Origin of the sequence: Chitinophaga cymbidii, assembly GCF_007992715.1 — a bacterium.
GTDB classification, from domain to species: Bacteria; Bacteroidota; Bacteroidia; order Chitinophagales; family Chitinophagaceae; genus Chitinophaga; species Chitinophaga cymbidii.
This window is the reverse complement of sequence record NZ_BKAU01000001.1, coordinates 1,043,278-1,056,689: the sequence shown is the minus strand read 5'-3', so window position 1 is coordinate 1,056,689 and position 13,412 is coordinate 1,043,278. Positions and strand designations below refer to the sequence as shown.

The following is a 13,412-nucleotide window of genomic DNA, read 5'->3' as shown; positions in this document are numbered from 1 at the left end:
TGCATGCATATTCGATGAGTTACTTATTCCGGTTATGAAAAAACAATTACGATCGATTTTTTTCTTCGGCTGCATGTTATGCATGGCCTGTAATGCCACCAATTCCGCGGAGCAGTCCAATCTTGATTACGTAGACCCCACGATCGGTTCGGTGGGCAGATTGCTGGAACCTACCCGTCCCACGGTGCAGGTGCCGAACCAGATGGTGCGGTTCACGCCGCAGCGGAAAGATTTCCTGGACGATCAGATATCCAGCTTTCCCTTGAACGTGGTATCTCACCGCCTCGGCCAGGTTTTTTCGGTGAAGCCCGCGGTGCAGCCGCTCAGCGCGGAGCTGTGGCGCACGAAGATGACCTGGGACCATGACCTGGAAGTGAACCGTCCCTGGCGCTATTCCACTTATTTAATAGATCAGGAGGTGACGGTGGACTTCACCGCCGGGAAGAAAACCGGCATCCTTCGTTTCCGCTTTCCTGAAGTGCCGCATAAGTCCATCCTGCTGGATGTGTATAATCCCGGCGCCGCCAGATGGGAATTCCAGGAAGGCAATGTGCTCACCGGTATGGAAACCTGGCAGGGCGATGTGAAGGTATATTTATATGGCATGTTCAGCGCGGCGGGTGAGCATGGCGTGCTGGAAAACGGTCAGCCTGTATCACGGGCCGCTGTGTCGGGAGAGGGCGTAAAAGCGTATGTCACTTTCCCGGCGTCCGTGCAGGAAGTCGTGCTGAAATATGCGATCAGTTATGTGAGCCCGGAGCAGGCGCGGAAGAATTTTGAGGCGGAGGTGCGGGACCGTTCTTTTGATGAGCTGGCGGAAGAAGGAAGGAAGGCCTGGGAAAAGGTGATGTCGCAGATACAGGTGGAAGGCGGCACCGAAGCGCAGCGCCGTTCTTTCTACACTTCCCTGTACCGTTGTTATGAAAGGATGGTGGACGTTACGGAGGATGGACAATATTACAGCGGATATAATAAAAAGGTCAACCGGGATGAACGTCCGTTTTATGTTGATGACTGGTCGTGGGACAGCTATCTGGCCCATCATCCATTGCGCATGATACTGGACCCCGCCGCCGAAGAAGACATGCTGCAATCGTACGTGCGCATGTACGAGCAAAGCGGCTGGGTGCCCACTTTCCCGGTGCTCTTCGGCGACCACGCCTGCATGAACGGCTTCCATTCCTCTATCGTTTTTCTTGACGCTTACCGCAAGGGCCTCCGCAACTTCGATGTGCAGAAAGCCTATGAAGGCATGTACAGGAACGCCACCGCCGCTACCATGCTGCCCTGGCGGAACGGGGACAAAACACCGCTCGACGATCATTACTACGAACACGGCTATTTTCCCGCATTGCATCCCGGCGAAAAAGAAACCGAAAGCAAAGTGCATCATTTCGAGAAACGGCAGGCTGTGGCCGTCACGCTCGGCAACAGTTATGACGACTGGGCACTCGGCCAGTTCGCAAAGGACCTCGGAAAAAATGAAGATACGGCGCTGTTCGCCGCCCGCGGCCGGAATTACCGCCATCTCTGGAATGAAGAAAAACAGCTTTTCATGCCGAAAGACAAGCAGGGCAACTGGATCATGATCGATCCGAAATTCGATGGCGGCATGGGCGGAAGGGATTATTACGATGAGAATAACGGTTACACCTATATGTGGCAGGTGCAGCAGGACATACCCGGGCTGATGGCCCTGATGGGCGGGAAGAAAGCATTCGAAGAGAAACTGGACCAGTTGTTCCGCGAGGGACTGGACCGTTCCAAATATGAGTTCTGGAGCAAGTTCCCGGATGCCACGGGGCTGGTGGGACAGTTCTCCATGGGCAACGAGCCCAGCTTCCACATTCCGTACCTCTACAACTTCACCGCTTCACCCTGGAAAACGCAGAAGCGCACCCGCTTCCTGCTGGAAACCTGGTTCGCGGACAACATTTTCGGCATCCCCGGCGATGAAGATGGCGGCGGCATGACAGCGTTCGTGGTATTCACTTCGATGGGTTTCTATCCCGTTACGCCCGGCCTGCCGGTGTACACGATCACCAGCCCCGTTTTCAGCAAGGTAAGCATCCGGCTGCCCAACGGAAAGACCTTCCGCATCACCGCCAACAATTGCTCATCCGTCAACAAATACATACAACAGGCAAAATTCAACGGCAAAACGCTCAACACCCCCTGGTTCACGCACGACCAGCTGACAGCCGGCGGGCACCTGGAGCTGGAAATGGGGCCCATGCCCAATAAAGCATTGTTCACCAATACCTAATTCAACGCTCATGCTACACGCCATTTTCTATCCACCGTAAATCCCGGTAACACGCATTACCGTTTTATCACCATTATTTATTCGACTGAACGAAAACAAACGTTATGAAGAAAGTTTATTTCCTCGTGATTTTACTATGCACTTTACCGCTATGCCTCCTGGCGCAGCAGAAAGTGATCAGCGGGAAAGTCACAGACGCGAAAGACGGCACCGCCATCCCGGGTGTCAGCGTCTTTTCCCTGGACGCCGCCGGTAAAAGAGTGGGCGTTACCACCAACACCCGCGGCGAATATTCCATTACCCTCCCCGCACAGGCCACACAGCTCACCTTCGCTTTCCTCGGCATGCAGTCCGTTACGGAGCAGCTCAATGGCCGCAGTACGATCAACATCGCCCTCGTTTCCACGGAAGAACAGCTCAACGCAGTAGTGGTAGTAGGTTACGGTACCAAGCGCAAGGAAACGCTCACCGGCGCGGTAAGCAATATCACGGCAAAAGATATTCAGACCACCACCAACATCAGCATGGCGCAAAAGCTCCAGGGCAAGGTGGCCGGCCTGCAGGTACGCCAGCTGGGCGGCGAGCCGGGCACTTTCGATAATATGATCAACATCCGCGGTTTCGGTACGCCGTTGTTTGTGATCGACGGCATCGCGCGGGACGGCGCCTCCGAATTTCAGCGCCTGAACCCTGACGACATCGAAAGCATCTCTTTCCTGAAAGACGCCTCCGCCGCCATCTACGGCCTGCGCGCCGCCAACGGCGTAGTGATCGTCACCACCAAAAAGGGACAGGCCGGCGAAGTGAACTTCAACTACACCGGCGTGGTAGGCATCATGAAACCGACAGACGTGCCGCGCATGGCCAATGCCGCGGAATGGATGCAGATGCGGAACGATGCGGACATCTTCGGCCGCGGTACGCCCTTTCTCCCGAAAGACGAGCTGCAAAAATGGATCGACGGCGCACCCGGATATGAAAGCACCGACTGGTACGACGCCGCCATGAAAAAGTCTACCATGCAGCAACAGCACAACATTTCCGCTTCCGGCGGCAATGATAAAACGCAGTACTTCTTCAGCTTCGGGTACGCGGACGAGCTGGGCCTGCTCAAAAGCAACGACATGTACTACAAGCGCTTCAACCTGCGCTCCAACATCACCACCATGCTGCACAAGAACCTCAAAGCCGAGGTGTTCATCGCCGGCCGGTACGATGTAAGAATGGTGCCCGGCGAGAACTTCTTCAACATCTTCAAAGGCACCCGCGTAACGCTGCCCACGGAAACGGTGTACGCCAACAACAATCCTTTGTATCCCGCTGTGGTCACACCTTCCAACCAGAACCCCGTTACGCTTTCACAGGCCGGCATTACCGGTTACAACGAAAGCATCAACCGTAACGTGCAGTCATCCGTTGCGCTCACCTATACTTTCCCGTTTGTGGAAGGGCTGAGCCTGCGCGGTCTCGCTTCGTACGACATGAACAACTATTCCAACAAGGACGTGCAGAAAGGCTACAAGCTGTACACTTATGTGGATGATGAATACATTCCACAACCGCAGCGGGTGGGCACTTCCAGCATCGGCAACAACTACTCCAACAACAACCGCGTGACCCTGCAGGCGCAGTTGAATTACGCGCATACCTTCAACCAGGTGCATAACGTAGGCGCCACGCTAGTAGTAGAACAGCAGCAGTTCTGGGTGCGGGACGGCTACCTGCGCCGCTTCTATGATTTCTTTACCACCGACCAGGTGGATGCTGCCGCAAGGGCCAGAATGGAGAACAGCGGCATTGAAACAGAGACCGCTAATCTTTCTTACGTAGGCCGCCTCAGCTACGATTTTAAAAGCAAATACCTGATCGATTTTGCATTCCGGCAGGATGGTTCCTACCGTTATCATCCTGATAAAAGATGGTCGTTCTACCCCGTGATATCAGGCGGATGGCGGCTGTCCGAAGAGCATTTCATCAAGGACAATGTGCCGGTGATCAGCAACCTGAAGATCAGGGCTTCTTATGGCATCGTAGGTGAGGACGCCGGTAATCCCTTCCAGTACATCGCAGGATTTTCTACCGGCGGTGGCGGCACCTATGAATTTGAAGACGGTTCCCTTACCACCGGCGCTGCCGCGCCCGCCATCACCAATCCGCAGCTTCGCTGGATGAAATCAAAGGTGACGGACATCGGCATCGACATCGGCCTGTGGAAGAACAAATTCACTTTCGAGTTTGACGTATATAAAAGAGACCGCGAAGGCATCCCCGCTTTCAGGAACGTTTCCCTGCCGAATACTTTCGGAGGCACGCTGCCGCAGGAAAACCTCAACAGCGACCGTGTAAAGGGTTTCGACTTCACCATCGGGCATCAGAACAGGATCGGCGAGTTCTCGTATAACGTCTCCGCCAACTTCAACTTCTCCCGCATGATGAACCTCTACGTGGAGAGCACGCCTTTTACGAACAGTTGGGAGAAATGGCGTAATGGTGCTGCCAACCGGTACAACGATGTCGTATGGGCGTACACGTATCTCGGCCAGTTCCAGTCCCTCGACGAGATATCGAAATATCCGATCCAGAATGGCGGACTGGCTAACATCCGCGAACTGCCCGGAGATTTCAAGTATGCGGACGTAAATAACGATGGAGTGGTGGATGACCGGGACATGTTGCCGCTTTTCATCGGCGCCAACGGCACGAACAGCAACCTGAACCCTGCCGGCAAAAATCCCAAGATGAACTACGGCCTCAACCTCAACATGTCCTGGAAAGGATTTGACCTGAACATGCTCTGGCAGGGCGCCGCCATGTATACCGTACGTTTCAGCGAAGTATATGCGGAAGTGCTCGCATTCCGCGGCAATACGCCCGCGTATTTCTTCGACCGCTGGCATAAGGCCGATCCTTATGATCCCAACAGCGAATGGATACCCGGCAAATGGCCCGCTTCCCGCTTCAATGGCGACGTGGGCAAAATGTACGCGGAAAGCTCCGTGTGGAGAAAAGACGCCTCCTACGCCAGGCTGAAAAGTCTTGAGCTGGGATATACCGTAGAGCCAAGACTGTACAGCGTTACCGGCATCAAAAGGATACGGGTGTTCGCCAGCGGCTTCAACCTCCTCACCTTTGCCGATCCCTTCGTAAAGGCATTTGACCCGGAAAGGCTGGAAGGCTTGTTCAATGCAGGGTTTAACTATCCCCTCATGAAGACTTTCAACTTTGGCCTCAACGTAAACTTCTAAAGACTTTGGTTATGAATTGCTATAAGAAAATATTAATGCTGTTCGCGGGAGTGATGCTGTTTAGCTGCAACTCCGTGCTGGAGCTGCAACCGACGGACAAGATACGGGCGGAAGACCTGTTCAGCGATCCCGAGGGTGTGAAGCTTTACATGGCGAATCTGTATTACCAGCTGCCCATTGAAGACTTCGCCTACTTCCGCGCAGGATTCAACCAGAACGGCGGCGATCCCAATAACGGCGGCTTCGCGCCGGCCATGGTAACGGATGAGGCTGCACACAGCGAGTTTGGCGACTTCGTTGGTGATGGCGATTTCCACTGGTGGGACCAGGGCTACAAGCTGATCCGCGATGTGAACCTGATGATCGATGCGATACCCACGCTGGACATTCTCGATGAAGAACGCCGCGCCCTCATCGGCGAAAGCGCTTTCATCAAGGCATTTGCTTATTTCGGCCTGGCTAAAAGATACGGCGGCGTATCGCTGATCAAAGCCACGCAGGAATACACCAGCGATGTGGAAAGCCTCAAAGTGCCCCGCAGCACGGAGAAAGAAACCTGGGACTATGTGATGGAGCTGTGCGATCAGGCGATCGACAATCTCGGGGATGGCACCGGCCGCCGCGCTACCAAATGGACGGCCTATGCGCTGAAATCACGCGCCGCGCTGCACGCCGCTTCCATCGCGAAATTCTGGAACCGCGCGCCGCTGTCCGGCGACGCCGTGAGCCAGGAACTGGTAGGCATGGACGCATCCGCCGCCGCGGGATATTATAACCTTTGCATCCAGGCCAGCGAAGCTATCATGACCTCCGGCAAATACGGCTTGTTCATGCCCGACCCCGCCAGCCCCGAGGCCGCTGCGGAGAACTACCGCCTCCTGTTCCAGAACCCGAATACGGCAGGTAACGAAGCGATCATGATCAAGGGATATACGCTGACCGGCAACAACCTCGGCCATAACTACGATATCTGGTACCAGCCCGCGCAGGTAGCCAACGGATGGCCGCACCCCGGCCGCATGAATCCCACGCTGGACCTCGTGGATGCGTATGAGCGGTACGACAATCCCGGCGTCAGCGCACCCGTGCAGACCGTCACCGGCGGCAACGTCAATGATTACAACGGCTACAACCCCGCCCTGAACTATATCCGCTTCGATTCACCGAACGATATCTTCAAAGGCAAAGACGCCCGCCTCTGGGGAACGGCCATCCTGCCGCAAACCACCTGGAAAGGCACGCCCATCATCATTCAGGCCGGTTATGTAAAACCTGACGGATCGGCCGTGATCCGCACGAACGACAACATCACCATCGACGGCACCACTTACTACACCTACGGCGCCGCCAGTACCACGCAATATTCCGGCTTCGACACCTATGGTGGCAACAACACCCGCACCGGCTTCTCCTTCAAGAAGTTCATGAACCAGCTCAATCCCATTACGCCCGGCTGGAACCAGAGCACATCGGATTTTATTGAATTCCGTTATGCGGAGATCCTGCTCAACTACGCGGAAGCCGTGGTGGAAAGCGGCACCGGCGATGCGGCTGCTGCAGCAAAGGCTTTGAACGACATCCGCAAACGCGCGGGCCATACGGTAGACATCCCGCTGACCGTGGACAACGTGCAAAGGGAGCGGAGAGTGGAGCTGGCATTCGAGAACAAAAGGTTCTGGGACCTCATCCGCAGAAGGGAATATCATACGCAGTTCAACAACCGCATGACCCACTCCCTCCTGCCGCTGCGCGACCTGCGCGCATTACCGGCCACGAAGTACATTTTCGTGCGGGTGAACCTGCCCAACTCCAACCCGAAGACCTTCAATGAAAGGTCCTACTACCGCTATATTCCGGGCATCGGCTCCAACGGCCTTGTGCAGAACCCGCAGTACTAAACTGAAAAACTGTTTTATATGCAAATGTTAAGATCGATCTTTTTAATAGCGGCGGTGGCGTTCGCATCCTGTGAGAAAGATAATTACGACGGCCCCACCGCAGGGCTCTCCGGCCGCTTCATAGATGCGAACACCAAACAGCTGGTGGAGCAGGACATCATTGCCGGCACACAGATAGAACTGATAGAGCATGGATATGATCCCGTATCCCCGCAGTTCCTCATTGTGAAGAACGACGGCACCTACGAGAACAGCCTCCTGTTCGAGAACATGTACACCGTTACGCCGGTAAGAGGCAACTTCATAGACGTGGAGCCGCAGGATATCAGGATCGCCGGGAAAACCACCCTGGATTTCACCGTAACGCCTTACCTCCGTGTGCTGGAACCCAGCATCACAAAGAGCGGCAACATCGTTACCGCCACTTTCAAGCTGCAGCAGAACGTGACCACCAACATCCGCAAGATCGGGCTGTATGTGCATTCGGATTCCCGCGTGGGTGAACCGATGCGGCTGGTGGCGGCGGAGCAGGACATCAACGCCGTGTCCGATCCTAATCACGTATATACGCTTACGTTAGATGTGTCCGCTTATTCCTCACAGCTGCCCACCGGAAGAAAATATTATTTCCGCGCAGGCGCCGTGGTGGATATTTCGCAGGCCAAGCTGAACTACGCGCCTGTGGTGGAGATAGCGCTTTGATAGAAATACTTTTATTGAAAACTGCGGGCCGGCCGGTAGCAATGCTGCTGGCTGGTCCACACAAAATGTTACCCGATGATGAAGAGCTTCATTGGCATAGGAATAATATTGTTGCTAAGCTGCGCCAGGAACAGCAACGGAACGGAACCCGGTCCCGAACCACCGGAGCCGCCGGTGGAAGAAATTGTATACGATGAAACCGGCTGCCTGTATACGTCGTACGACAAGCTGGTGATGGCCGGCTACCAGGGATGGTTCGCCGCGGAAGGCGATGCTTCCGAAAGAGGATGGTATCACCTGCAGAACGGCAGCTGCGGCGGATTCTTCCCCGGCTGCTCTACGGTGGACTTCTGGCCGGATATGAAAGAATATACAAAGACCTATAAAACGGCGTTCAAATACCCGGACGGATCGGATGTGTATATGTACAGTCCGTATGATGAAGAAACGATTGACCTGCATTTTAAATGGATGAAAGATTACGGCATCGATGGCGTGTTCATGCAACGCTTCGTGGTGGAGATCAAGGAATCCAATCCCAAAGGCAAGCGGCATTTCAACAAAGTGCTGGAAAATGCGCTGAAAGCAGCGAAGAAATATGACCGCGCGATCTGCGTAATGTACGACCTCAGCGGCTGCACCTCCGCGGACGTGGCCTATCTTGAAAAGGACTGGGAAGAGCTGCAACGCATCTTCAATTTGTTCGATAACAAAACACATCCCACCTATCTGCGGCATAACAAAAAGCCGCTGGTCACCATCTGGGGCGTGGGCTTCAATGATAACCGGAAGTATACCATCGCGGATGTGGACAAGCTGGTGGGCCGGTTGAAAGGGCCTGAGAAAAAGGTGTCCGTGATGCTGGGCGTTCCCTACTACTGGCGCACGATGAAGAACGACACCGAGAACTCCCCGCTGCTGCATGCCCTCATTAAAAAAAGCGATATCATCATGCCCTGGGCCGTTGGCCGCTACCGTAACGAGAACTACAATAATGTGGCAGGCGCGGAACTGGCAGGCGACATCCAGTGGTGTAAGAATAACAACGTCACCTACGTGCCGCTGGCCTTTCCCGGCTTCAGCTGGGGCAACCTGAAAAATGATCCGTCGCAATACAATTCCATCCCGCGGCTGAAAGGCGATTTCCTGTGGAAGCAGATCGCCGGTGCGAAGATGTCCGGCGCACAATCATTATACGTAGCGATGTTTGATGAGATCGATGAAGGAACGGCTATTTATAAATGTGCGAAGGAAGGGGAGCTGCCGTTGCATGGGGATAAACGGTTTGTGGGTATTGAAAGCGATCTTGATTCCGATTATTATTTATGGCTGACAGGACAGGCTGGCCGGTGGTTCCGCGGGGAGAGCGGGTTTTCGGCTACGAAGCCGGTGCGGTGATCTGTCCGTAATATTCCGCGCGGCAAGCGTATGCATGCGATGATCCGCCCGCGATATTTTCCCCGCGCCCGGCCGGGCGCGGGGCTTTTAAAACAATGATGAACATGAGAAAAAGCATTCTGATAATCACCTGCCTCCTGTGCATGATCGCCGCACAGGCGCAACTGAAACACAGCAAACAGACCGCCTATCCTTCCTACAAAGGGCTCGTGATGGCCGGCTACCAGGGATGGTTCCGGGCCGAAGGCGACGGCACAGGCGCAAGGCGCTATGCATACGGCAATGAAGAACGCAGCGGCATTGACATGTGGCCGGATGTCAGCGAATATGAAAAAACATACGCCACACCCTGGAAGCTGAAGAACGGCGAAAACGCGCGGTTCTTCAGCTCGCACGACAAAAGCACGGTAGACCTGCATTTTTCATGGATGCAGCAATACAACCTGGATGGCGTTTTTATGCAGCGTTTTTTCAACAACGCAAAGAACCGCGATGCCATCTCCTCCGCAATCCTCCGGAACGCATTTGAAGCAGCATCAAAGTATGGCCGCGCGATCGCTGTGATGTACGACCTTTCCGGTCTCAAAGCCTCCGGCGAAGATTGCTCCGCGCTGATCGAAGACTGGAAGTACCTGGTAGACGAACTGAAGGTGACGGATCAAACAGGAAAGAAAACCTACCTCCATCACCGCGGCCGCCCGCTGGTGACCATCTGGGGCGTTGGCTTCCCGGACCGGCCGTACAATATCCGGAACATCGGGCTGGAACGGTTCATCGACTTTCTAAAAAATGATCCGGTGTATGGCGGCTGTTCCGTGATGCTGGGCGTACCTACCGCCTGGCGCGAGCTGAACGCGGATTGCATCAACGATCCCTACCTGCATGAGCTGATCCGCTGCTGCGACATTGTGCTGCCATGGACGGTGCAGCGGTATTCTCCGTTGTTACATAATGATATGGACCGCCTGCGCGACAATACCATCGCGGACATACAATGGTGCCGGAAAAATAACGTGGACTATGTTCCCTGCGTATATCCCGGCTTCAGCTGGCACAACCTCAGCCGCTACGAGTTCCCGGACGATGTGAAGCCCGTAGGCTCCATTCCCCGGCAGGGCGGGCGTTTCTACTGGCAGCAGATCGCCACGGTGCTGAATGCGGGCGCGGAGATGCTGTACGTGGCGATGTTCGATGAAGTGAACGAAGCCACCGCGATCTTCAAAGTGACCGATAACCCGCCGGTAAGCACTGTTACATCATTCATCGGCAACGATGGAAAGCCATCCGATCATTATCTCTGGCTGACGGGAGAGGCGGCGCGCATGCTGCGGCATCAAAAACCGTTGACGCTCACCATGCCGCAAAGAAATTAAACGGCTTGTCGCGATTGCCCCTGCGTTTTAAAGCGGTTACCACTAATGGAATTAAGATAGAAAAGTTGCCAAAACTTAATATATTACAGTAAGAAAGGGAGAATCCCGGCTTTGAGGGATTTCAGTGCAACGTTCAGCGCCAGAAAAACGGCTTGTTTAAAATAGCTATCGGATAATATTTTAAATATCAAGTTGTTATAACTACGGCATGAGAAAGATATATATAATTCTACTGTTATGTTTGTTGTGTGCGGCAGCGATCTTTACGACCAGATATTTTTTCAGGTCAGCGTCAGGCGCAGCCGCCAGTGGTAAGATCAGTTACAATTTTCAGGTACGACCAATTCTCTCCGACAAATGTTTTAACTGTCACGGGCCCGATGCCAATAAACGTGAGGCCGGATTAAGACTGGATATCGAAGCGGAAGCCTACAAGGCTTTGAAAGAAAATCCACAGGCCCACGCGATCGTTCCCGGCGATCCGGAAAAATCGGAAGTCTTCCTGCGGATCAGCTCCACAGACTCGTCACAGCGGATGCCTCCACCCTCCAGTAACCTTCCTCCGCTCACGGAGGCGGAGATCGCTATTATCAAAAAATGGATCGAACAGGGCGGGAAGTATGAAAAGCACTGGGCTTTTGTGCCGCCGGTGAAATCCCCCGCGCCGGAAGTGGAGCATACGGACTGGCCCGCCAATGAAATAGATTTCTTTGTGCTGCAAAAAATGGAGCAGCATGGGCTTGCGCCAAATGAAGAAGCAGACAAGGAAAGGCTGCTCAGAAGAATCTCCCTCGACCTCACCGGTTTGCCTCCCACGCCGGAGGAAATAGATGCGTTTGTGAAAAACACGGCGCCGGATGCGTATGAGAAAAAGATCGATGAATTGCTGAGCCGCTCCGCTTACGGCGAGCGCATGGCAATTCCCTGGCTGGACGTTGCGCGCTACGCGGATTCGCACGGTTACCAGGACGATAACTACCGCACGCAATGGCCCTGGCGGGATTGGGTGATACATGCTTTCAACGAGAACATGCCGTACGACAAGTTCGTCACCTGGCAGCTGGCCGGCGACCTTTTGCCGGACGCCACCAAGGAACAGCTGCTGGCCACCGGCTTTAACAGGAACCACAAGATCACGGAAGAAGGCGGCGTGATAGATGAGGAATACCGTGTGGAATATGTAGTAGACAGAACCAACACCCTCGGCACCGCATTCCTCGGCATGACCATCGAATGCGCCAAATGCCACGACCATAAATATGATCCCGTCTCCCAGAAAGACTTCTTCCAGCTCTCCGCGTTCTTCAACAGCATAAAGGAAGTAGGGCTGGAATCAACCGTAGGCGGGCCGGAAACCTTCGCCAAGAATCCCCGCATGGACATCACGAAGGAAGACCTCGAAGGTGTACTCAACTTCATGAACAAAACCGATACGCACAACCTGCAGGTATCCATCATGAAAGACATGGACACCGTGCGGAAAACGTATATCCTTAGCCGTGGTAACTACGATCAGCATGCGGAAGAAGTAACGGCCGGTACGCCCGCTGCTATCATGTCGTACCCCGACAGCCTCCCCAAAAACAGGTTGGGGCTGTCCAAATGGTTATTCCACCCGCAAAACCCCCTCACAGCAAGGGTTTACGTGAACAGGGTATGGCAGGAGATATTCGGCCGCGGCATCGTAAAATCTTCCGGGGACTTCGGCATGCAGGGCGAGCTGCCTTCCAACCCCGAGCTGCTGGACTGGCTGGCAGTGGATTTCAGGGAAAACGGCTGGAACATCAAACGCCTCGTGAAACAGATCTGCATGTCCGCCACCTACCGCCAGTCATCCGTCATCAGTCCCGAAAAACTGAAAGCCGATCCCGAAAACATATACCTTTCTTACTCCCCACGGATACGCATGAACGCAGAAATGGTGCGTGACCTGGTGTTGTCCAGCAGCGGTCTGCTGCGGCCCATCATCGGCGGGCCGAGCGTGAAGCCTTATCAGCCGCCCGGCCTGTGGGAGCTGGCTACTTCGGGAAGAGGACTGCTGGCTAATTACCGGCAGGATCATGGCGACAAGCTCTACCGCCGGGGCATGTACACGTTCATCAAACGCACCGTACCGCCGCCGTCCATGATGATATTCGACGCCAGCAACCGTGATCTGTGCGAAGTGAAACGCTCCCGCACCAACACGCCGCTGCAGGCGTTGATCATGATGAACGATCCCACTGTGCTTGAATCCTCCATTGCGCTGGCAGACTTGCTGGTGGCCGGGAAACAGCAGACGAATGCATCCATCACCAGCGCATTCATGCGGATCATCAACCGGCGGCCGGATCAGCAGGAGCTGGACATTTTATTGCAATACTGGAAAGAACAGGACGATTATTTCAAAGCCCATCCGGAAACCGTGGAAGACGTGGTGACCGAAGTGGGCGAATATAAACTGAAAAGCCCTCCGTCAGCCGATCTTGCCGCCATGACAAGGACCATACAGGTGATCTATAATATGGACGAGGCCATCACAAAAACATAA

General features: G+C 54.4%; 7 protein-coding genes. All 7 read left to right on the top strand.

The window, feature by feature from the left end; translation table 11 throughout:
- Window positions 1-34: 34 nt before the first annotated feature.
- Window positions 35-2,266 (top strand): GH92 family glycosyl hydrolase, encoded by a 2,232-nt coding sequence (locus tag CCY01nite_RS04135; RefSeq protein WP_146858074.1) that lies wholly within the window; start codon window positions 35-37, stop codon window positions 2,264-2,266.
- Window positions 2,267-2,370: 104 nt separating this feature from the next.
- Window positions 2,371-5,511: a SusC/RagA family TonB-linked outer membrane protein gene (locus CCY01nite_RS04130; RefSeq protein WP_146858072.1), complete on the top strand. Its 3,141-nt coding sequence runs from the start codon at window positions 2,371-2,373 to the stop codon at window positions 5,509-5,511.
- A gap of 11 nt (window positions 5,512-5,522) precedes the next feature.
- Window positions 5,523-7,409 carry a RagB/SusD family nutrient uptake outer membrane protein gene (locus tag CCY01nite_RS04125; RefSeq protein ID WP_146858070.1) on the top strand — a complete coding sequence of 629 codons (1,887 nt, stop codon included), beginning with the start codon at window positions 5,523-5,525 and terminating at the stop codon, window positions 7,407-7,409.
- An 18-nt stretch (window positions 7,410-7,427) separates the two neighbouring features.
- Window positions 7,428-8,111, top strand: coding sequence for a DUF3823 domain-containing protein (locus CCY01nite_RS04120; RefSeq protein WP_146858068.1), 684 nt, complete (start codon window positions 7,428-7,430; stop codon window positions 8,109-8,111).
- Window positions 8,112-8,186: 75 nt separating this feature from the next.
- On the top strand, window positions 8,187-9,509 hold the full coding sequence (locus tag CCY01nite_RS04115; protein ID WP_222614305.1) for a glycoside hydrolase family 99 protein: 1,323 nt from the start codon (window positions 8,187-8,189) through the stop codon (window positions 9,507-9,509).
- A 104-nt stretch (window positions 9,510-9,613) separates the two neighbouring features.
- Window positions 9,614-10,882: a glycoside hydrolase family 99 protein gene (locus tag CCY01nite_RS04110; protein ID WP_222614304.1), complete on the top strand. Its 1,269-nt coding sequence runs from the start codon at window positions 9,614-9,616 to the stop codon at window positions 10,880-10,882.
- A gap of 208 nt (window positions 10,883-11,090) precedes the next feature.
- The gene (locus CCY01nite_RS04105) at window positions 11,091-13,412 is read left to right on the top strand and encodes a PSD1 and planctomycete cytochrome C domain-containing protein (RefSeq protein ID WP_146858062.1); all 2,322 of its coding nucleotides are present in this window, start codon (window positions 11,091-11,093) and stop codon (window positions 13,410-13,412) included.

Bases quoted from the DNA above. Each gene is read 5' to 3' on its own strand.
- CCY01nite_RS04135 (WP_146858074.1), top strand. From the start codon at position 35: ATGAAAAAACAATTACGATCGATTTTTTTCTTCGGCTGCATGTTATGC.
- CCY01nite_RS04130 (WP_146858072.1), top strand. From the start codon at position 2,371: ATGAAGAAAGTTTATTTCCTCGTGATTTTACTATGCACTTTACCGCTA.
- CCY01nite_RS04125 (WP_146858070.1), top strand. From the start codon at position 5,523: ATGAATTGCTATAAGAAAATATTAATGCTGTTCGCGGGAGTGATGCTG.
- CCY01nite_RS04120 (WP_146858068.1), top strand. From the start codon at position 7,428: ATGCAAATGTTAAGATCGATCTTTTTAATAGCGGCGGTGGCGTTCGCA.
- CCY01nite_RS04115 (WP_222614305.1), top strand. From the start codon at position 8,187: ATGATGAAGAGCTTCATTGGCATAGGAATAATATTGTTGCTAAGCTGC.
- CCY01nite_RS04110 (WP_222614304.1), top strand. From the start codon at position 9,614: ATGAGAAAAAGCATTCTGATAATCACCTGCCTCCTGTGCATGATCGCC.
- CCY01nite_RS04105 (WP_146858062.1), top strand. From the start codon at position 11,091: ATGAGAAAGATATATATAATTCTACTGTTATGTTTGTTGTGTGCGGCA.